Origin of the sequence: Arthrobacter sp. ATA002 (assembly GCF_026898095.1) — a bacterium.
Classification (GTDB): domain Bacteria; phylum Actinomycetota; class Actinomycetes; order Actinomycetales; family Micrococcaceae; genus Arthrobacter_B.
In genome coordinates this window covers 464,881-484,523 of sequence record NZ_CP114015.1, presented here as the reverse complement: position 1 = coordinate 484,523, position 19,643 = coordinate 464,881, and the positions used below count along the sequence as shown (strand labels likewise).

Genomic DNA, 19,643 nt, shown 5'->3' with positions numbered 1-19,643 from the left:
CCCGATCAACGACAAGTGATCTCATGCGTGAACTTTGGCCCGCTCTGCCGCACGGCTCGAGCTCTCACGCAGCCAAACCATGACGAGAGCACCGAGGCTCGCCGCGGCGGGAAGCAGCAGTGCGACACCCCCGCCTCGCCCGCTGACCGTTCGACCGCGACAGCGCCACCCTCGGCGAACAGGCTGTTGAGGGTCGTCACCACCAGGTTGTTGGCCGTGTGGAAGGCGATGGCAGCCTCGAGTCCGCGCGTGATCAATCCCATCACGGCGACGCATACCGAGAAGAAGAGGTAGTAGCCGAAAAGGACCGGATCGGTCGAGCCGTGTAGTAATGCAAAGATCAAGCTTGAAACCACCAGGCCGGTGATGAATGCGGGGCGGACCGCCCGGAACCACGTGCCCGCAGCGGGGAAAATCGCTCCACGGAGGATGATCTCTTCCCCGGTCGCCTGGATCGGTGTGGTGAGAACGACCACGAGGAGGATGCCGACCGTGGTGCCAGTAACCGCGAAGTTCGTCCATCCGATGGCCTGGGAGGCCGTGACTCCGACGATCGCCATGACGACCCCTACGATGACGAGTGAGCCGAGGAAGTAGATCACCAGACGGCGCCGGTCGAACCGGCGCGGTGCGCTGAGCACGGTGCGCCACGGCACCTTTGCGAACCGCCCGATCAGGAGTAAAGCCAGCAACGCCGTGATGCCGGTGCTCAAATTGGCGGCTAGGAGTTTGAGCGGGGTGAGCTCTGACGCGAACGGATTACCCTCGATTAACCCGGCCACCAGGTATAGGCCGAGTTGCGACACTGCGAGTACCAGCGGCAAGGCGAGGATGACAACAATGCCCTTCCACCACGCCATTCGCATGTGCACACCGAACGGACGACTCCCGTCAAGGGAAGACATAGCGGGACTGACTTTTGCCCCTCTGGCACTGCGCGGATCGGTCAAAGGGGACGGATCATCATGATCGCCGGTGAAAGTATTCATCGAAGGGTGCTCCTTGTTCGAAAAAGGGTTAATCGGCGGTAGGCGTTGAAGAGTTATGACCTCATGAGTGACGAGGGCCCGGTTCAAACCAAAAAGAAGCAAAGCCGCAAGATTCTGCAACCAAACATGCGACACGAGGCTCCCAGACACCAGACCGAGCTGTACGACGCATATCGGCCCGAGTGCCATGTCGATACCGCTCGCGGCGTTGCGGAAGATCGCACCGATGCGGGTTGAGCCAGTCAACTTGATGTTGTCCGAACACTGTCAAGCCGACGCCTGCCCGAAGGCTTGATGCTCACCTCACTTGCCGCGCACGATCAGCGGCAGTACTCGTATCTGACGAAAAAGGTAGCGCATCAGGATGCCGCGGCACGCTTGCGCGGCTGGCTTTGAGGTTCCGCACGAACGCCGGGTCCTCAGCCAGCCGCGCGGGCGCGCCGGTATGTGGTCAGACCAGAACGGCCGTGGCCTCGATTTCGACGAGTAGTTCCGGCGTCCACAGTGCCTGCACACCGATCACGGTGATCGGCGGCAACGGAGACGCGTACCCGTCGGATGCCTGGGCGCGTGCGAGTCCGTCGAAGAGGTCCCCTGCCATCTCCTGTGTCCAGCCCACGACGTAGATCGTGAGCCGCGCGATGTCATCGACGGTTCCGCCTGCGCCCTCGACGCCAGTGACAATATTTCCCAACGAGGTGTGTACTTGCCCAGCAAGGTCGGGGGCGGTCACCTCGCCGGATGCTCGGACCGATGCTTGCCCGGCAAGCAGCACGAGTCGTGATCCAGTTGTCAGAGCGACGGGAGCGTAATCCTGCTGGTCCAGCAAACCCTCGGGGTGACTGAGTTTCACGGTCATTAGAGCGTCCTTTCATTAGGTACCTGTAGCTGCAGTAAAGACCCTGTTCCTGCAACATACTCAAGGTCGATCGAGGCGTGGCTTCGCTCGAGCGGGAACACACCTGCCAACGTCCGAGCCGTGGCCTACCGGTCCGGTCTACTGTCAGTTGCTGCTATTGATACAGACCCTCTGATGATGGGACGGGTAATCGCGGAACCCTCTCCCCGGCCGCTTGGGCGGCAAGAAGCCCATCCATCAGATCGCGATAGAGCAGCATCTGCCGCCCCATTTGCCAATACAAAAAAGTTTTCGGTAGCACCTGGGCGGCAGTTGCGTCTGCTAGGTGCAAGGAAAATGAGGTTCTACCGTTCGTTCGCAACTTTCCGCGTCGACGGGCCGCACGTCCGGCACCAGCCCGCCGGCAGCGCGCCACTAGACGCATTGATGAGTAACAACATGGCCTAGAGCCGATATCGGTTTCGCAGCACTGACTGGTGCGAGAGCAGTTGCACATCAACGGTGGTACAGGCCCCGGGATCCGAAGTCGTAGAGCTCACTGTGTAGGCGCAGCTGTCGGCAACAGGGTATCGACCTGTATGACCGATCTGATCATTCCGTTGGGCGGCTAAATCAGGGAACGGTAAGTGGCGGTCTCAAAGTCGAGGTAGCTGGGAAGTGACACAGCGTCAAAGAAGGGAAGAACCTGCGTCCCCCAGTAGCCGGCGATACCATTTCGCCGATCGATCCAGTAGTAGAGGTTGGCAAGGCCCGCCCATCCGATCGACCCCGCTGGCCTGCCGGTGGGTGCCTGCTGGTCGTTGACCATGAACGTGTACGCCCACGACTTCGATTGGTGGGGGAAGAATTCAGCATCATGGGATACCGATGGGGTAACCCCAGGAAGCATCTTCACTGTGAGGTCGCCGAGGTCGTTTTTGACCGCCCATTCCACGGTGTCGGTTCGGAGTACCTTCTCGCCAGAGTCGGAGCGTCCGTCATTCAGCCACATGCGCTGGAAGGCAAGGTAGTCCTCCACTGTTGAGTACAGGGCGTGACCGCCCATTTGGACTTCTGGGTCCTGCGGGAGGATCAGCTCATCGATCGGGGTGAGCGTCCCGTCAGCGGCACGCTGGTGGATTGACGCGCGGCGGGCTGCGGTGTCGTCGTTCAGAATGAATGCGGTATCACGCATCCCGAGCGGTGCGAATACTCGCTCCTGCATGATGTCGCCGAGTCGCTTGCGGGTGATACCTTCGACCACCTGCCCGACCCAATCGATGCTTGACCCGTACTCCCACTGCTCCCCCGGGTCGAAAAGGATCGGCGTCTCGATTGAGGCGCGCGTTGAGGTCATCACGCCCGGCTGGCCCAGATTGGTGGAGAGCCGGTTGTAGCTCTCGTTGAAGAAGTCATACCCAAACCCGGCCGTATGTAGCAGCAGGTGGCGCGCGGTGATGTCCCGCTTCGGCGCACGCAGACGCGGGGTTCCGTCGACACCAAAACCCTCAAGCACCAGCGCGCGCCCAAGGGCAGGGGCGTACTGCTTGGCAGGCGCGTCGAGGTCGAGTTCGCCCGACTCGACGAGCTGCAGCGCGGTCGTACCCGTGATTGCCTTAGTGGAAGAAAAGATCGCGAGAACGGAGTCGGTGGTCATGTCAACGCCGCTGCCGAGGCTGCGCTCTCCTGCTGCCTCGAGGAAGTGTACGCCGTCGCGGTCTGTGATGCCGGCTACGACGCCAGGTACCCGGGATTGCCCTTCGACGCTTTCACTCAGAATTTGGGTGAGGTTCGCCCTTCCGAGATCTGAGATCTTACTCATTAAGTATCCTTCCACGTTGAATAAGGCGGCGCACCTGAGCAATCGGCACGACCATGGCGTCAGATGATCGCTGGCGGCCGCTGCGACCCGAGATCCTGTCTCAGTTGCATCCCTCTCATGGGTTTTTCGGTCATACCCTTAGCGGAGAGACCAAGAGAGGCAAACCGACCCCATAGTCGCATCGCATATCACCTGATTGATCAGACCCCGTGTTCCTACCACAAGGTCAAGAGCCACCCGATTCCGGGCACGAATAGTAGTTCCGTCTGTTGCAGTTTGTGGACGACATCCACGCTGCCCACTCCCAGCTGGCTTGCACCTTCTGCGTTATAGCTCGGTCGTGCGGCACATCACCATTCCCGCATGAGGCAGCATGTCGGCGCGGAACTTTCCGAAGGCGGTAAACCCGGTGTCGTCGCGGTAATAGATCATCACTTATCTGTAGTGTGGTGGCGCCGTCCTCGGTCACCCACAGTCCGACGAAAGGGTGGGGTCCGGTGCAGCCTTTCACAGTGCGGCGACCCGGGCGTTGATGTCGTCACGGGAGTGGATGACGTCGGTCGTTGGGCTCGCTTTAGACGAAGCTGCATGGCACTACGCCCGCCGGGTTTGACCCAGTGCTGAGGACACGGTCTCTACTGCTGTGTGTACCCGGCATCCCGGCACCGGGTACATGAGTACTGCGAATGGTCGATGCGTTGAGAAGAGAAGCGTGCGGCCAGGATCATCGATGGAGCGGGATCGACTGTGTGCTGAACGAGGCAGCCGAGCAGGGTGACATGCCGCGTACCGCCGCCATCGCGGCTAAGGCAGCGCCAACCCTACGGTCGACCACTACACCGCGGTCTCGCCCTTGCTAATAAGTAGTCAATACGGCTTATTCGACAAAACACGCTCCGAAAAAGACGCGAAGGATTATGAAAATGTCTGAAATTAAACCGTTTACTATTTACATCACTGACAATGAACTCGCCAACCTGAAGAGACGGATCGAGGATTCTCGTCTACCAGAACCGGAGACGGTCCTTGACGACTCGCAAGGCGTGAGCCTAGAACGTATGCACGAGCTCCTGGGCGCCTGGAGGACGCATGACTGGAGATCGCTGGAAAGTCGCTGGAACGCGATTCCACATTTCCGCACTCGCATTGACGGTTTGGATATCGCGTTCTGGCATGTCCGCTCTGCTGAGCCTCACGCGGTACCTCTCCTCATGACCCATGGCTGGCCGGGGTCGGTCCTGGAATTTCAGAAGATCATCGTGCCGCTCACCGATCCTGTTTCGCACGGCGGGTCAGCCGAAGATGCTTTCGATATCATCGTGCCGGCATTGCCGGGATTCGGCTTCAGCGAACGCCCCCGCGAGCTCGGCTGGGACGTTGCGCGGACTGCACGAGCGTGGGCAGAGCTGATGACCAGACTTGGCTACGACCAGTTCATGGCTCATGGAGGGGATTGGGGCGCATTCATCAGCACGGAACTTGCGGTTATCGAGCCTGAACGAGTCTCACACCTGCATCTGACCATGCCAATCGCCTCACCGCTACCCTCGGACCGCGCCACCGCCGACGAAGCCGAAACCCGCAAGCTGGCTCAACGGGACAACTTCATGGCAACTGGCCCCACGCACGTGATGGCCCAGGGCGCACTTCCTCAAACGCTCGGCTACTCATTCATCGATTCGCCCGTTGGCCTAGCCGCCTGGCTTGATCAGGCTCTCGTCGCATTTTCGGATACAAGACCCGAAGCCGGTGGTGGCGTCAGTCTGAACGACCGAATCGACAACATCGCTCTCTACTGGCTAACTGCTACCGGTGCCTCCACAGCTCGCTGGTACTGGGAAACTATTCGTACGGTCGCGCGAGGACCAGAAGAAGAAAACGCCCGGCCCGTCACCGTGCCAACCTCTTTCACCCTCTTCCCAGGCGAACCGTATCCCAACGCCCACCGATGGGCCGAACGACGTTACTTGGACATCGTTTCCTGGAACGAGATGGAATACGGCGGGCACTACCCAGGCTGGGAACAACCTACGGTGCTCGTTGTGGAACTCCGGAATGCATCCCGTCACCTAAGAGGTGAATGAAAGATTTGCGTGCTACGTACGCCTTACCGCTGCACGCATAGAACCACGTCGGGCCCCACCTCGCAGCCCCCCATTTTACGCAGCACCTCGCCCACTGACCCATTAGAAACAACACAATTTAGAAACACCACAATGCCCACAACCATTTTCATCGATCTCGCCGTTGATGATTCGGCCCGGTCGCGGGCATTCTTCGAGTCTCTCGAATATTCGATCAATGAGGGTTTCGGCGATCAGAACGCCGTCAGCGTGGTGATCAGCGACCCGATCACAGCCATGTTGCTGACGCGGGACTTTTTCGCCGAGTTCATCAGTAAGTCGATCATCGATGTCATGACCTCGACCGGGGACCAACTCGCGCTCAGCGCAGAAAGCAAAGCAGAAGTCGACACCGTCTCCGAGAAAGCTCTGCAAGCCGGCGCGACGCCTGCCGGCACGCAGGATCACGGATTTATGTATTCCAAGAGCTTTGACGACCTCGACGGCCACCACTGGGATTTTGTCTGGATGGACCCGGAAGCGGCTGATTGCGCTCCAGATCGGTAGACGATTTCTTTGAGGGACGGCTGATGTGGTTGGGTCCCCGTGTAGGAGTTCAGCCTCTTAGCTACCGTAGAGACGCTGGGCTGCTAGCAGGGGCCCAACCACACGAACGAATGATGCAAGCTTGCCTTTTTTCGCTACCGGCTTTTCTCGCTGTCCGCGTGCTCGCCGCGGCGCAGCAGGAACCGCAGCCCGGCTGCGAGAGGATTATGTATCTGCTGCGCAGGTCTGATCCTCCTCCGGGATCTCGAGGTCGATGAGATAGGCCGCGGCGATCGCGTCGGCGCACGCGTTCACGCCGTTCGCGATCACTGTGTGCCCGTCGTCCTCCACCGTCAGGAGGGTGCTGCCGAGCGTCTCAGCAAGCGCGACGGCACCCGTGTGCGGGGTGGTCGCGTCTCCCGTGAGCGAGACGACGAGCGTGGACGGGAGGCCGGGGATGTCCTGCGCATATGGGATGTTCAGCTCGCCCGTGGTCGGGAAATCCGCGCACTTGTCCCGAGCACCTTCTCCCATGGCTCCCCCCGGATCCATCATCGGTGCCACCTCGTAGGTGTCGGCTTGTAACTGCGCGCGATCCTCGCCGACGAGTTGATCCTCGTCGACACAGTTGATGACGATCGACGAGTCGAGCAGGTTCGAGCTCTCTCCCTCGGCCGACACCCCGCCGATGGCGTTCGCCATCTGGAACAGCTGATCGCCGCGACCCTGCTGCACCTCGCGGAGACCCTCGATCACCAGGGGCCAGTTGTCCGGGCTGTAGAGGCCGCCCATCACGCCTCCGAGCGCCCCATCGAAGTTCAATTCCGAGTCACCCGCCGGTACGGGGTTGTCCGCAAGGGGACGGATGATGTCTTGCAACGCTGTGGTCGCGGCAGCCGGATCCGTCCCGAGGGGGCAATCCGCCTGCTCGGCGCAGAAGGCGGCCAGAGTGTCGAACTGTTGCTGGAAGCCGCCGTACGAGGCGAGCAGCCGTTCCTGCGGTCCGAGGTTCGGGTCGAAGGCGCCGTCGAGCACCATCGCCCGCACGTTCTCCGGGAACTCCTCGGCGTAGACCGTGCCGAGGCGGGAGCCGTAGCTCTGCCCGAGGAAGTTCAGCTTCTCTTCGCCGAGGACCTCTCGCAGGACGTCCATGTCCTTCGCGGTGGTGCGGGTGCCCATGTGCTCGAGGACCTCCATACCGCCCGAACCGTTGGCGCATCGATCGGCCAGTTCCTGGGTGTCGTTCTCGGTCAGCGTGGGGAACGGAGTACCGATCTTCGCGAGCAGAGCCGTGCCGGCGGCGGAACCGTCGGTCAGGTTGCAGTCGACGGCCGGTTCGGTCGCCCCAACGCCACGGGGGTCGAAGCCCACCAGGTCGAACTGCTCCGTGATCGCGCTCTTTGACATCAGGACGGACGCACCGATCGTTCCGAGCAGACCAGCACCGCCCGGACCCCGGGGTTGAAGAACAGCGAGCCCGTCGACTCGCCGCGCGCGGGAACACGCACCACGGCGACGGACGCCGTGTCACCCGCGGGGTCGGCGTAGGACGCCGGGACCAACATCCGTGCGCATTCCGCTTCCGGGGCGAGGGGGAAGTTCTCCTTTTCCTGATCGGTGATGGCGTAGTCGTCGCATGCTCCCCACTTGAGCTCCTGGGTCTCGAACTCGTCGAGCGCGAGGATCGGGGTGCTGCGCGGGTCGTCCGCCGGTACGCCGTCGGGCGCCGTACATCCTGCCAGCACGGCCGCGAAGGTCACAGCGACCGCGGTGGTCCTCGTCACCCGCCACTGCCAACGTGAGCGGGACCTCCACTTGCGGACCCCTGATGGAAATTTTTTCTTCGATCGATTCATAGGCTGAACGGGACACCATGTTCCCCCAACAAGGTCAACACAAAAAGCATGCCGAGATGGTATCTCGGCATGCTTTCCCACCAGAGGGGCAAAAAGGACGGTGATCTCGCCCGCTCGACTGCACCGTTTAGGTGAAAGACACCGACGCGAAGGACCGACTAATCCAGCGAGGCTAGGATCCAGACCACCACCCGAAGGAAGACGATGCCTTGGAGTACGAGCGAGATCGCCTACATGGCTAACGTGACCGTCAATACTGTGCGTCACTACCACGCGATCGGCTTGCTCGATCTACCCAACCGTGACCTGAACGGGTACAAGCGGTACACGGCCAAACATCTTCTGTGCCTCGTCAGGATTCGGCGGCTTACGGAGTTGGGTGTTCCCCTGTCGAGCATCGACAGGGTTGGGACCTCCGGTCCGGAGGCGCACGAAGAACTGCTCGACATCGACACGAAGATTGAGGCCGAACTCGCCCGGCTGGCCCGGTCCCGGGCCGACATCGCGGCGCTCCTCCGCTACAACGCACCGGCAGACACCCCGCCGGGGTTCGAACCGATCGCTTCACGACTGTCCTTCGCGGACCGTGCCGTGCTGCTCATCGTCTCGCGTCTGGTCGCCGACGAGGCGATGAGCAACCTTCGGGAGCGGATCGCGAGTAGTTCAGTTCTTCTCTCCGCGGAGTTCGCGGCGCTCCAACCCGACGCGAGCCAGCCGACGCGTGAGCGAATGGCTGCGCGACTCACCGGTGAATCCGACGGCTGGCGATCGGTCGACGGCCTCACCGCACTCATCAGTGGACGCCGCTCGGCACGCAACCCCCATGAGGCACGGCACATCATTCGTGAGGTTTTTCTCGAGTTTTACAGCGACGCCCAGCAAGATGTCCTCACGCGAGCGTCAGGTTTTCGCTACGCCGCGCTGAAGCCGGCCCGGCTTGGGGCGCTCACCCCCTCCTAAGGCCGTGCAGACACGGGATCAGCGGATTAGACCCTGCTGGTTGACATGATGAGGAACAACTCCACGGGCGACGTGGTCATGCGCGCGGGAACGCCGACGGGATGGATGATCGGGGCTCCGCCGGCTCTAACCGGCGCTGCCGCGCGGGTAATCGTCCTCATCGGCAGGCAGCCCCTCATCGGCGTCCTGCTCAAGCCGGTCCGCTTCCGAACCGTCCGGGCGCAGTGGGTCCCCGTGCGCCTGCACCGGGTCCCGGCTTCCGCTGTCCTCCCGGGCTTCCGGAATCGCCGGCGCCTGCTGTTCCAGGGCATCGGCTTCATTCTGGGTTGGCATGGTGGAACCCTCATCCGTGGTGGACATCGTCCTCCTCCTTTGCTCCTGGCCGGTGCCGGAAACCGGCAGCCGGCAACTGTCGGGGTTACGCCGGCTGCGGTCGAGGCCGCCCTATAACAGGGCTTCCCAAGTTGCGCCGGCACCATTAGATTATAAGCCTGCTTACCACTTTGCCAGCGAAAGGACCATCATGAACCAGCCGGAACAGCAGCAGGACACCCCAGGCACGCAGGATCAGATGACCCCCACACCCGACTGCGGCGAGAAAACCTACCGGGGAATGGGCAAGCTCACGGGCAAGACCGCAGTGATCACCGGCGGCGACAGCGGTATCGGACGGGCAGTGGCCATCGCCTACGCCCGCGAAGGTGCCGACGTCGTCATCTCCTACCTGAACGAGGACGACGACGCGAAGGAGACCGCGCGCTGGGTGGAGGAAGCCGGACGGCGTGCCGTCCTGGTTCCCGGAGACCTGGACACGGCCGAGCAGTGCCGCAAAGTCATCGACACGGCGGTGCGCGAATTCGGCAAGGTTGACATCCTCGTGAACAACGCCGCGTACCAAATGAACCACGAGACTCTGGAGGAGATTTCCGACGAGGAGTGGGAGTACACCTTCAAGGTCAACATCAACGCCATGTTTTACCTGGTCAAGGCCGCGCTTCCGCACATGGCGCCGGGCTCCGCGATTATCGGCAGCTCCTCGGTGAACTCGGACATGCCCAGCCCCACGCTGGCTCCGTACGCGGCCACGAAGTCGGCCATCGCCAACTTCTCCGCCAGCCTGGCACAGCTGCTGGGCGAGAAGGGCATCCGGGTCAACAGCGTCGCCCCGGGGCCCATCTGGACGCCGCTGATTCCAGCCACCATGCCGCCGGAAAAGGTGGCCTCTTTCGGCTCCGACGTGCCGCTGGGCCGGCCGGGCCAGCCCGCCGAGCTGGCGCCGGTATACGTCCTCCTGGCCTCCGACGACGGCAGCTACATCTCGGGTGCGCGCGTGGCCGTAACGGGAGGCCGGCCGATCCTGTAATACTCTCGGCGGCAGCGGCCCGGCGGGGCGGCGTCACACCCCGCCGGGGGTGTCAACGCGTGGGATAGTCTGTGACTTCCAGCGACCGGCCGACAAAGGATTTCATGACAGTCTCCACCAGCACGCGCCTTTCCGACGGCCGGGAACTCATTTATTTTGATGCCTCTGTGGAGACTGCGCGTCGGCGGGCGGCAGCCCCGGCTGACCGCCGGGGACTGCCGGCCCGCCCCGGGAACGGCACCACCCGGTACGACGCCCTGACCGGCGAGTGGATCGCCGTCGCCGCCCACCGCCAGTCCCGCACGCACCTGCCGCCCGCCGACCAGTGCCCGCTGTGTCCGTCCTCGCCGTCGCGCAGCTCCGAGATCCCCGCCGAAGACTACGAAGTGGTGGTGTTCGAAAACCGTTTCCCCTCCTTCGGCCCCGGCCTTGGCGCTCTCCCGGAGAACCCGTCCTGGGGCACGACGGCTCCGGCCTACGGCCGCTGCGAAGTGGTGGCCTTCGACTCCGCTCATGAGGGGTCCTTCGGCTCGCTCTCCCCGGAGCGCGCCCGCACCGTCGTCGATGCCTGGGCACAGCGCACGGAGGCGCTCTCCGCCATGGAAGGCATCGCGCAGGTGTTCTGTTTCGAGAACCGCGGGGCGGATATTGGTGTAACCCTGCTGCACCCGCACGGCCAGATTTATGCCTACCCGTTCATTCCTCCCCGCTCGGCCGTCATGGCGCAGCAGGCGGCAGCCTTCCATGAGGCCTCCGGCGGACGGCAAACCCTGGTGGGATCAGCCCTGGAGGCGGAACGAACCTCCGGGGAACGGATGATCCTCGAAGGCCGGCACTTCAGCGCCTATGTGCCCTTCGCGGCCCGGTGGCCCCTGGAAGTCCATCTGGTGCCGCACCGCCAGGTGGCGGACCTCGCCGAACTCAGCGACGCCGAACGCGATGACCTGACAGCCGTTTACCTTGATCTGCTGGCCCGCGTTGACGGCCTGTACTCCACTCCCACTCCCTACATTGCGGCCTGGCACCAGGCGCCGCTGGATGACCGGTTCCGCCGGGCGAGCCGCCTGCACCTACAGCTGACCTCCCCGCGCCGGGCGGAAGACAAGCTGAAATTCCTGGCCGGCTCCGAAGCAGCGATGGGAGCCTTCATCAACGACACCCTCCCCGAACAGGTGGCAGCAAACCTGCGGGCCGCCTCCTCCTCCGCCGTTAAAGTGCAGCCCGCAGGAAAGGCCCGGTCATGACTCTCTCCGCCCCCGAATTGGCAGCCGCCTTCACCGACCGTTTCGGCCGGGAACCGGCAGGAGTTTGGTCCGCTCCCGGCAGGGTCAACCTGATCGGCGAGCACACCGACTACAACGACGGTTTTGTCCTCCCCTTTGCCATCAACCGCTCGACGTCGGTGGCCGCGGCACCGCGCAACGACCGCGCCGCGAACATCCATTCAGCCTTCGGCGGAGGAAGCACGGCCAGCACCCATCTGGACGACTTGCGGCCCGGCAGCATCGATGGCTGGTCGGCCTATCCGCTGGGTGTGCTGTGGGCCTTCGAAGACCATGGCATCAGAGTTCCCGGCGTCGACGTGTATCTGGATTCGGACGTGCCAGTGGGCGCCGGACTCTCTTCCTCGGCTGCCCTCGAGTGCGCCGTGGCTGTCATGGCCAACGACCTCTCCGGGGCCGGACTGGCCGGCCCCGAACTGGCGGCCCTGGGGCAGCGCGCCGAGAACCTCATGGTGGGTGCACCCACCGGAATCATGGACCAGTCCGCGTCCCTGCTCGGCGAAGAGGGCCATGCCGTCTTTGGACTGCCGCAGCAGGAAGCGCAGCTGGTGCCGCTGGATCTCGCCGGCAGCGGCCTCACCCTGCTGGTGATCGACACCCGGGTCAGCCACGAACATTCCACCGGCGGTTATGCCTCCCGGCGGGCCTCCTGCGAGCAGGGCGCCAAAGCCATGGGCGTCGCCGCCCTCCGCGACCTCGGAACGGATGACCTGGCCGAGGCCGCCGGCATCCTGGACGAGGAAACCTTCCGCCGCGTGCGGCACGTCGTCACGGAGAACGCCCGGGTGCTGGCCGCCGTCGACGTCCTGCGCAAAGAGGGTCCGGCCAAGCTCGGTTCCCTCCTCGTGGAAAGCCACGCTTCCATGCGCGACGACTTTGAAATCTCCTGCCCCGAGCTGGATCTGGCGGTGGAGACTGCTCTTGGCGCCGGTGCGCTTGGCGCCCGGATGACCGGCGGTGGATTCGGCGGTTCGGCGATTGCGCTGGTGAACAACGACGACGCCGGGGCTGTCACCGATGCAGTAACCCGCGCCTTCGCCGCGGCGGGCTACACCTCTCCCGCCGTTTTCACGGTGCTGCCCGCCGCCGGGGCCGGCCGGACGGAAGGCTAAGGCACCAGGACCGGGCCGGCCCCGCCCGAAGGATTGCCGTACGGAGCCGGCCGAATGAACGACCAGGACCGCTCAGTGGCTGGTGGTCCCGCGCCTGGACTCCAGCACCGGTGCTATCCAGGCATCGCAGACCACTCCGGTCGCCCACGAATACACCGTCTTATGCCACACATCGACCACTGTTTCACCGGCCGGCCAGGAGGTCGGAGGAGCTCCAACGCCGGTGGCGTTCTCCAGCGTCTGGTCCGTGGCCAGCCGCACCACGGTATGGGTGCCGTTGGCTACCGGACCCCGGATACCGGTAACCGCCCAGACTCCGCGCAGCGCACCGAGCACGGCACCGGTCCCCCAGTGCATCGCATGGTTCCAGACCGGCGGGCGGGCGCCGTCGTCGGGCTTCTGACCCAGCAGCGACAGCAGCGTTCGCGCCGGCACGTAGGAATTGGGCCGGGAGGTGAGGAGCTGCTCGACCTTCTCCCCGGCGGTCATCGCTGCCACGCCCACCAGCCCCGCCACCGCTCCCGTACCTGCCGCCTTAAGGAGTGTGCGTCCGCGTCCTGTCATGTTTGGCCTCCATGCCTGGGTCAGTACTGGATTTCCTGTGGAACCCAGCCTAGGAGACCGGGCCGGATCAGGCACACTGATCCCATGAGTAAACATGCCGTGGTGCAAGCCGCTGAATTGGAACTTCTCGAGTCCTCCACCCGGAGTAAGCCGGCACGGATGGAGGAACTGCTGCACCCGGCATTCGTCGAGATCGGCCGTTCCGGACGGCACTGGACACGCGCCGAAGTCATTGAAGCCCTGGCCGTCGAACCCATGCGTGCGGCCCCGGAAGCGGACGAATGGGATTTCGTGGAACTGGCTGAGCACCTCGTTCTCGTGACCTACCGGATCCGCTCAGGCGTCCGCCGGAGCCGGCACGCCTCGGTGTGGGACACCTCGGCAGCGGCAGCACGCCTGCGGTATCACCAGGGAACGGTCATACCGCCGCAATTCCAGTAGGCCCGGAAGCAGTCCAGTCGACCCGGAAACACGGAAGGCCTGCCCGGGTGCCGGGCAGGCCTTCGAACTCCGGCAGGTGCCGGGTGGTGTGGAGATGGGGGGAATCGAACCCCCGTCCGATGTTGAGTTGAAAGGGCTTCTCCGGGCGCAGTCTGCGTCGGATTTTCTTGGCCCCAGCCGTCCTGCAGACGTGCGGCTGATCCGGGCCCAGCCGTTAAAGTGTCCTGAACACCCCAACGGCGGAGGTGTTCAGCAGTGGCCCTCTAAACGACGCCAGCTGCCGGAGCGAGAGCAACTCCGGGCTGACGGACTGTGCCTTACTGCTTAGGCAGCAAGGGCGAAGTCAGTGCGCATAGGTTTGGCACTTATTTTTTGCAGAGAGCGTTAGCGAGATAACTCTGCATCCTCGGCCCGCTTCCCCTTTCGCGGCAAACACCGTCGAAACCGATCATCCCCATGTTCAGTTATCAAGCTGCTGCACTCCCGCCGGCCCGTTCCCGGCGTCCACAAATAATAACGCGTCCCTCTCCGGGATGATTCCCCGTGCGCGGCGAAAATGTGCCCGAGAATGGTGGGATGGACATCTTCCCTCCCGGAGACCGCACCGGCCGTGCCCCGCAGCAACCCGCCACCGCCGCCGAACTCGCCGGCCGGGCCCGGTTGCTGGCGTCCGGAGGCACGCGCCGGATCCTGGGCATCACCGGAGCTCCGGGAGCCGGCAAGTCCACAGTTGCCGCCCGGCTCGTGGAGGCGCTGGGTCCGAAGACCGCCGTGCTGGTGCCGATGGACGGTTTTCATCTGGCGAACACTGTCCTGGAGTCGCTGGACCGGCGCAGGCGCAAGGGTGCTCCGGACACGTTCGACGACGGCGGCTACGCTGCGCTGCTGGAGCGCCTCCGCAGCCAGACGGCGCAGGAGCCGGTGATCTACGCCCCGGACTTCCGGCGGGAGCTGGAGGAGCCGGTTGGATCGGCGCTGCCGGTCCGGCTCTCTGTTCCGCTCGTTGTCACCGAGGGCAATTACCTGCTCCTCCCCCGGGGCCAGTGGCCGCGGGCCCGCGCTGCCATGGACGAGGTGTGGTACCTCGAGGCCGACGACGACGTCCGCCGCCAGCGGCTCATCCGCCGCCACGCACAGTTTGGCAAGACCGCGGAAGAGGCCCGCGAGTGGACCCTGGGCAGCGACGAGGCCAATGCACGGCTCATCGCGGCGCACGCCGGGCGGGCGGACGCCGTTTTCCGGCTTAGCGGCGGCGGCCGAAAATGAGCGACGCCGCAGCCGTTGCGGCGGTGACCGTGAAGACGGACGGCCACGCACCCAGTTTCTTCGCCAGCGGATGGGACAGGCCGAAAGCTGCAACGTAGCCGGCTGTCAGGGCCGCGGCCCTGCCGGTGCCGGCGTCGCGCTTCCACAGAGTAAAGGCGGCCGCACCGGCGGCTGCAAGGACCGCTCCGCCGAGCTGCCGGTTGCCGGTATCCCGGGCAGTCTTGTAGCCGCCGATCAGGCCGGCGCTGGAAACGAGGGACGTCAGAAGTGCGCTCACTGCAATTTCTCCTAAAGGCTGGGAACAGGTTCCAGCCTAGCGCGGCCGCAGCGTCTAAGCTGGGGCGGACCCCCGTCCCCTCCCGTTGAAGGACTGCGCATGACCACGACGCCCGGAAATCTGCTAGCTGACGACGCCGTACTGGAAAAGGTGGCCACCGGCGCCGAATGGGCCGAAGGTCCGCTTTGGATACCGGCACGCTCCGCCGTGCGCTTCAGCGACATTCCGGGCAACCGAATCCTGGAATACCGCGAGGCCACCGGCGATCTGGAGGTTTACGCGGCAGAGGCTGAGTTCACTAACGGCCGAGCGCTGGACCAAGCCGGAGCGGTAATCCAGTGCTCGCACGGCCGGCGGGCCATTGAGCGGGACACCGGCACCGCGGACGACGCCGCCCCCTCCGTCACGACGCTGGTGGACTCCTACAACGGGCGCCGGCTGAATTCGCCGAACGACGTGGTGGTGAAGTCCGACGGAACGATCTGGTTTTCCGACCCCTCCTACGGAATCCAGAAGGACACGGAAGGCCACCCCGGCCGGGAGGAATACGGCGACCGCTGGGTCTTTCGCTTCGATCCGGCCAGCGGGGAGCTGACTCCGGCGGTCATTGACGTGGAGGTGCCCAACGGGCTGGCGTTCTCCCCGGATGAATCCATCCTCTACGTCTCGGATACCTCGCGGGGCACCCCCGCCATGGACGGCGGCGAGCGCCTGCACGGCCATGCGATTCATGCCTACGACGTCGTTGGCGGCCGGTACGCCCGGAACGGCCGGGTTTTTGCCGAGGTGGCCCCGGGCGTTCCGGACGGCTTCCGCGTGGATGTGTACGGAAACGTCTGGTCCTCCTCACAGGAGGCAGTGCAGGTCTATTCGCCGGCCGGTGAGCACGTGCTGCGGATCCCGGTGCCGGAGACCGTCAGCAACGTCTGTTTCGGGGGCGACGACGGTGCCACTCTGTACATGACCGCGTCCACCAGCCTGTACCGGATTCGGACCGCGGTTACTGATGCAGCAGCCGCGCTCCGGACCGGTGCTCAGGAGAAGGGAAGCACCAGCGAGGCGTAACGGTCCTTGATGGTCTCCAGAAGCTCGTCGCCGGGGTTGTTCCAGATCTCCTGGTTGAAGATTTCCACCTCGATGTCACCGGTGTAGCCGGCCGCCGCCACCCAGCCGGTGATGGTCGCGAAGTCGATGACGCCGTCGCCCATTATTCCGCGCGAGAGCAGGGCATCGGACGCGATGGGCAGGTTGAAATCGCAGATCTGGTAGGACGCGATCCGGTTCTCGCGGCCGGCCCGGACGATTTGCTCCCGCAGCTGCGGATCCCACCACACGTGGAAGGTGTCCACGGCCACGCCGACGACGGCGGGCGGATAGGGGGCGGCCAGGTCCAGTGCCTGCCCCAGCGTCGAAAGCAGCGCCCGGTCCGCGGCATACATGGGATGCAGCGGTTCCAGCACCAGCCGCACCCCGTGGTCCGCGGCAAAGGGGACCAGTTCCTCGAGCCGCTCGGCCACGCGACGGCGCGCGGCAATGATGTCGCGGTCCCCGTCCGGCAGTCCGCCGACCACGAGGAACAGTTCGCCGGCCCCCAGCGTTTCGGCCTCCAGGATGGCTGCCCGGTTGTCCCGGACCGCAGCCCCGCGGCCTGCCGGGCCGGAAGCGGTCAGGAACCCGCCGCGGCACAGGGAGGACACCCGCAGCCCGGCGTTGCTGATGAGCTTGGCCGCCCGCTCGGTACCCACCTCCGCGACGCGGTCCCGCCACGGGCCGATCGAGGGAATGCCCGTGCGGACGCAGCCCTCGATGACCTGCTCCAACGTCCAGTACTTGGTGGTGGCGCTGTTCAGGGAGAGCCTGGAAAAGTCGATCACTGGGCCACTCCGTTCACGGTAAGCCACGCCCTCATCCGCGCGGCGCTGAAATCCGGATCCGCGAGCAGTCCGGCCCGGTCCGCCAGCTCGAAGGTGCGCACCAGATGCGGCACGTCGCGGCCGTTCTGCAGGCCGCCCACCATGGAGAACGCCGGCTGCCGGCCGTTCAGCCAGGACAGGAATGCAATGCCCGTTTTGTAGTAGAACGTGGGGGCACTGAAAATGTGCAGGCCCAGGTCCCGGGTGGAATCCAGGATGGCCCGCGCCTTGTCCGGTTCACCGGCGTCGTAGTTTTGCAGTGCTGCGGAAGCCGCGGGATAAATGGCCGCAAAAATGCCCAGCAGCGCGTCGGAATGGTGCGCTCCGTCGCCGTCGATCAGTTCCGGATAGTTGAAATCGTCCCCGGTATACAGGCGGACCCCCTCCAGCAGGGCCGCGCGGAGGGCCTTTTCGTGGTCCGCATCGAGCAGCGACACCTTCACGCCGTCGACTTTGGCGGCGGCACCGCCAATCAGTTCGCGGAAGGTGGCGGTCGCGGCTTCGACGTCGGCGCCGCCCCAGTATCCGGTGAGCGCCGGGTCGAACATGTCCCCGAGCCAGTGCAGGATGACCGGCTCGCTGACTTCCGCCAGCAGGGTTGAGTACACCCGCAGGTAGTCCTCCGGGCCGGACGCCGCCCGCGCCAGGGCGCGCGAGGCCATCAGGATGACCTTCGCCCCTGACCCCTCCACCACGGAAATCTGCTCGCGGTAGGCGTCCAGGACCGCGTCCACGCCGGCCCGGCCGGACGGCAGGGCGGCCGGGTCGAGGTGGTCCGTGCCGGCCCCGGCGGCAATCAGGTCGCGGACGGTCTTACCCGCGGCGGCCGGCGCCCCGGAGGCCGCGACGGCGGCGGCCTCCGCTGCCGAGCGCTTGATCAGTTCCTGCGTGGCGGCCCAGTCCAGGCCCATGCCGCGCTGGGCCGTGTCCATGGCATCGGCGACACCGAGCCCGTAGGACCACAGCTCATGCCGGTACCCCAGCGTGGAATCCCAGTCCAGGTCCGCGGGAGCGCCGGGGACATTGTTGCCCGCGGAGCGCGGAATGACGTGGGCCGCGGCGTAGGCGCGGCGGGCGCGCAGCGGGGCCGCGGGCCGGTGCCACACTGCTGCCGGTGCAGTGGTGTAGGTGCGGGTGCCGCCGTCACCGGCGGGAAGCATCAGCTCGGCCATCAGAGGTTGATCTCTTCGATGTCCAGCGTGCGCCGCTCCGCCGAGGACTTCAGGCCAAGCTCGGCCAGCTGCACACCGCGGGCCGCCGAGAGCAGGCCAAAGCGGTGTTCACGGCCGGCGACGACGTCGCGCAGGAACTCTTCCCACTGCAGCTTGAAGCCGTTGTCCAGGTCCGCGTTGGCGGGTACGTCCTGCCACTGGCTGCGGAACGATTCGGTCACGGGGAGGTCCGGGTTCCACACCGGCTTGGGCGTATTCACCCGGTGCTGGGACACGCACTTGGTCAGCCCGGCGACGGCGGAGCCGTGGGTGCCGTCCACCTGGAATTCGACCAGCTCGTCACGGTAGACGCGGACCGCCCAGGAGGAGTTGATTTGGCCGATGACCGGCTCCCCGGCCGGAGTTTCCAGTTCGAAGATGCCGTAGGCGGCGTCATCGGCCGTGGCCCGATATTCCCTGCTGTCCTCGTCCCAGCGGGTGGGGATGTGGGTGACGGTCTTGGCGTTGACGGTGCGGACCTTGCCGATGATGCCCTCGAGCACGTAGCTCCAGTGGCAGAACATGTCAGTGGTCATGCCGCCGCCGTCTTCCTGGCGGTAGTTCCAGGACGGGCGCTGGGCCGCCTGGTGGTCGCCTTCGAAGACCCAGTAGCCGAACTCTCCGCGGATGGACAGGATCCGCCCGAAGAACCCCTCATCGACCAGGCGGCGGAGTTTGACCAGGCCCGGCAGGTACAGCTTGTCGTGGACCACGCCGGCCGTGACGCCGGTTTCCCGCCCGATCCGGGCCAGTTCAATGGCCTCTTCGAGAGTTTCGGCCGTGGGTTTTTCGGTGAAGATGTGCTTGCCCGCCCGCATGGCCTTCTTCAGGGTGGCCGCACGGAGGTTGGTCATGGAGGCATCGAAAACGATGTCGACGGTGGGGTCCGCGATGACGGCGTCCAGGTCCGTGGTCCACTCGGCAACCTTGTGCTTTTCCGCCAGTTCGCGGAGCTTGGCTTCGTTGCGGCCCACCAGGATTGGCTCCACCTGGACGCGGGTGCCGTCGTCCAGCAGGACGCCTCCCGCTTCGACGATGGGCAGGATGGACCGCAGCAGGTGCTGGCGGTACCCCATCCGTCCCGTGATGCCGTTCATGGCAATTCGAAGGGTGCGGGGCGGGGCGGGGGTGTTGTCCAT

The 19,643-nt window shown here is 64.7% G+C and carries 21 protein-coding genes and 1 other RNA gene; 9 read left to right on the top strand and 13 right to left on the bottom strand.

Annotated features, from left to right (window positions below; genetic code table 11):
* Positions 1-5: 5 nt before the first annotated feature.
* From OL239_RS02535 to OL239_RS19940, 4 genes are all read right to left on the bottom strand, one after another.
* Entirely contained in the window at positions 6-1,235 is a 1,230-nt protein-coding gene (locus OL239_RS02535; RefSeq protein WP_268910603.1) for a CPBP family intramembrane glutamic endopeptidase, read from the bottom strand.
* 205 nt (positions 1,236-1,440) lie between these two features.
* Positions 1,441-1,842 (bottom strand): RidA family protein, encoded by a 402-nt coding sequence (locus tag OL239_RS02530; protein WP_268910602.1) that lies wholly within the window; start codon positions 1,840-1,842, stop codon positions 1,441-1,443.
* Positions 1,843-2,455: 613 nt separating this feature from the next.
* A complete protein-coding gene (locus OL239_RS02525; RefSeq protein ID WP_268910601.1) occupies positions 2,456-3,649 on the bottom strand; it encodes a serine hydrolase domain-containing protein in 1,194 nt (397 codons plus the stop codon).
* 327 nt (positions 3,650-3,976) lie between these two features.
* Entirely contained in the window at positions 3,977-4,081 is a 105-nt protein-coding gene (locus tag OL239_RS19940) for an Atu4866 domain-containing protein (RefSeq protein WP_442864196.1), read from the bottom strand.
* Between the two features lie 491 nt (positions 4,082-4,572).
* Between OL239_RS19940 and OL239_RS02520 the strand changes: the two genes are divergently transcribed.
* Both OL239_RS02520 and OL239_RS02515 read left to right on the top strand, forming a co-directional pair.
* Positions 4,573-5,733, top strand: a complete 1,161-nt coding sequence (locus OL239_RS02520) for an epoxide hydrolase family protein (RefSeq protein WP_268910600.1) — start codon at positions 4,573-4,575, stop codon at positions 5,731-5,733.
* A 132-nt stretch (positions 5,734-5,865) separates the two neighbouring features.
* The gene (locus OL239_RS02515; RefSeq protein ID WP_268910599.1) at positions 5,866-6,279 is read left to right on the top strand and encodes a VOC family protein; all 414 of its coding nucleotides are present in this window, start codon (positions 5,866-5,868) and stop codon (positions 6,277-6,279) included.
* A 204-nt stretch (positions 6,280-6,483) separates the two neighbouring features.
* Here OL239_RS02515 and OL239_RS02510 read toward each other — a convergent pair whose 3' ends face one another.
* The gene (locus tag OL239_RS02510; protein WP_268910598.1) at positions 6,484-7,665 is read right to left on the bottom strand and encodes an alpha/beta fold hydrolase; all 1,182 of its coding nucleotides are present in this window, start codon (positions 7,663-7,665) and stop codon (positions 6,484-6,486) included.
* The gene (locus OL239_RS02505) at positions 7,665-8,042 is read right to left on the bottom strand and encodes a hypothetical protein (protein WP_268910597.1); all 378 of its coding nucleotides are present in this window, start codon (positions 8,040-8,042) and stop codon (positions 7,665-7,667) included. The genes OL239_RS02510 and OL239_RS02505 overlap by 1 nt, the downstream gene beginning before the upstream one ends.
* 276 nt (positions 8,043-8,318) lie before the next feature.
* Between OL239_RS02505 and OL239_RS02500 the strand changes: the two genes are divergently transcribed.
* Positions 8,319-9,074 carry a helix-turn-helix domain-containing protein gene (locus OL239_RS02500; RefSeq protein ID WP_268910596.1) on the top strand — a complete coding sequence of 252 codons (756 nt, stop codon included), beginning with the start codon at positions 8,319-8,321 and terminating at the stop codon, positions 9,072-9,074.
* Positions 9,075-9,200: 126 nt separating this feature from the next.
* On the opposite strand, the gene OL239_RS02495 is transcribed toward OL239_RS02500, so the two are convergent.
* On the bottom strand, positions 9,201-9,434 hold the full coding sequence (locus OL239_RS02495; protein WP_268910595.1) for a hypothetical protein: 234 nt from the start codon (positions 9,432-9,434) through the stop codon (positions 9,201-9,203).
* A gap of 163 nt (positions 9,435-9,597) precedes the next feature.
* Between OL239_RS02495 and OL239_RS02490 the strand changes: the two genes are divergently transcribed.
* The 3 genes from OL239_RS02490 to galK all read left to right on the top strand — a co-directional run bounded on the left by OL239_RS02490 (position 9,598) and on the right by galK (position 12,832).
* Positions 9,598-10,437, top strand: coding sequence for an SDR family oxidoreductase (locus OL239_RS02490; RefSeq protein ID WP_268910594.1), 840 nt, complete (start codon positions 9,598-9,600; stop codon positions 10,435-10,437).
* Between the two features lie 104 nt (positions 10,438-10,541).
* Positions 10,542-11,681: a galactose-1-phosphate uridylyltransferase gene (galT, locus tag OL239_RS02485; RefSeq protein ID WP_268910593.1), complete on the top strand. Its 1,140-nt coding sequence runs from the start codon at positions 10,542-10,544 to the stop codon at positions 11,679-11,681.
* Entirely contained in the window at positions 11,678-12,832 is a 1,155-nt protein-coding gene (galK, locus tag OL239_RS02480; protein ID WP_268910592.1) for a galactokinase, read from the top strand. Before galT ends, galK begins: the two co-directional genes overlap by 4 nt.
* A 72-nt stretch (positions 12,833-12,904) precedes the next feature.
* Here galK and OL239_RS02475 read toward each other — a convergent pair whose 3' ends face one another.
* On the bottom strand, positions 12,905-13,396 hold the full coding sequence (locus OL239_RS02475) for a hypothetical protein (protein WP_268910591.1): 492 nt from the start codon (positions 13,394-13,396) through the stop codon (positions 12,905-12,907).
* Positions 13,397-13,480: 84 nt separating this feature from the next.
* Between OL239_RS02475 and OL239_RS02470 the strand changes: the two genes are divergently transcribed.
* The gene (locus OL239_RS02470) at positions 13,481-13,837 is read left to right on the top strand and encodes a nuclear transport factor 2 family protein (protein WP_268910590.1); all 357 of its coding nucleotides are present in this window, start codon (positions 13,481-13,483) and stop codon (positions 13,835-13,837) included.
* Positions 13,838-13,923: 86 nt separating this feature from the next.
* Here OL239_RS02470 and ssrA read toward each other — a convergent pair.
* Positions 13,924-14,293, bottom strand: a transfer-messenger RNA (tmRNA) gene (gene ssrA / locus OL239_RS02465).
* A gap of 120 nt (positions 14,294-14,413) precedes the next feature.
* On the opposite strand from ssrA, the gene OL239_RS02460 reads away from it, so the two are divergent.
* Positions 14,414-15,103: a nucleoside/nucleotide kinase family protein gene (locus tag OL239_RS02460; protein WP_268910589.1), complete on the top strand. Its 690-nt coding sequence runs from the start codon at positions 14,414-14,416 to the stop codon at positions 15,101-15,103.
* Here OL239_RS02460 and OL239_RS02455 read toward each other — a convergent pair.
* Entirely contained in the window at positions 15,081-15,380 is a 300-nt protein-coding gene (locus OL239_RS02455; RefSeq protein WP_268910588.1) for a hypothetical protein, read from the bottom strand. The two genes, OL239_RS02460 and OL239_RS02455, sit on opposite strands and share 23 nt — an antisense overlap.
* Positions 15,381-15,479: 99 nt before the next feature.
* On the opposite strand from OL239_RS02455, the gene OL239_RS02450 reads away from it, so the two are divergent.
* Positions 15,480-16,445 carry an SMP-30/gluconolactonase/LRE family protein gene (locus tag OL239_RS02450; protein ID WP_268910587.1) on the top strand — a complete coding sequence of 322 codons (966 nt, stop codon included), beginning with the start codon at positions 15,480-15,482 and terminating at the stop codon, positions 16,443-16,445.
* Here the strand turns inward: OL239_RS02450 and OL239_RS02445 are convergent.
* The 3 genes from OL239_RS02445 to OL239_RS02435 are packed head-to-tail and all read right to left on the bottom strand — an operon-like array spanning position 16,415 to position 19,643.
* On the bottom strand, positions 16,415-17,254 hold the full coding sequence (locus tag OL239_RS02445; protein WP_268910586.1) for a sugar phosphate isomerase/epimerase family protein: 840 nt from the start codon (positions 17,252-17,254) through the stop codon (positions 16,415-16,417). The two genes, OL239_RS02450 and OL239_RS02445, sit on opposite strands and share 31 nt — an antisense overlap.
* Positions 17,251-18,465, bottom strand: coding sequence for a dihydrodipicolinate synthase family protein (locus OL239_RS02440; protein ID WP_268910585.1), 1,215 nt, complete (start codon positions 18,463-18,465; stop codon positions 17,251-17,253). Before OL239_RS02440 ends, OL239_RS02445 begins: the two co-directional genes overlap by 4 nt.
* Positions 18,465-19,643, bottom strand: coding sequence for a Gfo/Idh/MocA family protein (locus OL239_RS02435; protein ID WP_268910584.1), 1,179 nt, complete (start codon positions 19,641-19,643; stop codon positions 18,465-18,467). Before OL239_RS02435 ends, OL239_RS02440 begins: the two co-directional genes overlap by 1 nt.

Coding starts and splice junctions, on each gene's coding strand:
- OL239_RS02525 (WP_268910601.1), bottom strand. CDS start 3,649: ATGAGTAAGATCTCAGATCTCGGAAGGGCGAACCTCACCCAAATTCTG.
- OL239_RS19940 (WP_442864196.1), bottom strand. CDS start 4,081: ATGATCTATTACCGCGACGACACCGGGTTTACCGCCTTCGGAAAGTTC.
- OL239_RS02520 (WP_268910600.1), top strand. CDS start 4,573: ATGTCTGAAATTAAACCGTTTACTATTTACATCACTGACAATGAACTC.
- OL239_RS02515 (WP_268910599.1), top strand. CDS start 5,866: ATGCCCACAACCATTTTCATCGATCTCGCCGTTGATGATTCGGCCCGG.
- OL239_RS02510 (WP_268910598.1), bottom strand. CDS start 7,665: ATGTCAAAGAGCGCGATCACGGAGCAGTTCGACCTGGTGGGCTTCGAC.
- OL239_RS02500 (WP_268910596.1), top strand. CDS start 8,319: ATGCCTTGGAGTACGAGCGAGATCGCCTACATGGCTAACGTGACCGTC.
- OL239_RS02495 (WP_268910595.1), bottom strand. CDS start 9,434: ATGTCCACCACGGATGAGGGTTCCACCATGCCAACCCAGAATGAAGCC.
- OL239_RS02490 (WP_268910594.1), top strand. CDS start 9,598: ATGAACCAGCCGGAACAGCAGCAGGACACCCCAGGCACGCAGGATCAG.
- galT (WP_268910593.1), top strand. CDS start 10,542: ATGACAGTCTCCACCAGCACGCGCCTTTCCGACGGCCGGGAACTCATT.
- galK (WP_268910592.1), top strand. CDS start 11,678: ATGACTCTCTCCGCCCCCGAATTGGCAGCCGCCTTCACCGACCGTTTC.
- OL239_RS02475 (WP_268910591.1), bottom strand. CDS start 13,396: ATGACAGGACGCGGACGCACACTCCTTAAGGCGGCAGGTACGGGAGCG.
- OL239_RS02470 (WP_268910590.1), top strand. CDS start 13,481: ATGAGTAAACATGCCGTGGTGCAAGCCGCTGAATTGGAACTTCTCGAG.
- OL239_RS02460 (WP_268910589.1), top strand. CDS start 14,414: ATGGACATCTTCCCTCCCGGAGACCGCACCGGCCGTGCCCCGCAGCAA.
- OL239_RS02450 (WP_268910587.1), top strand. CDS start 15,480: ATGACCACGACGCCCGGAAATCTGCTAGCTGACGACGCCGTACTGGAA.
- OL239_RS02440 (WP_268910585.1), bottom strand. CDS start 18,465: ATGGCCGAGCTGATGCTTCCCGCCGGTGACGGCGGCACCCGCACCTAC.
- OL239_RS02435 (WP_268910584.1), bottom strand. CDS start 19,643: ATGGACAACACCCCCGCCCCGCCCCGCACCCTTCGAATTGCCATGAAC.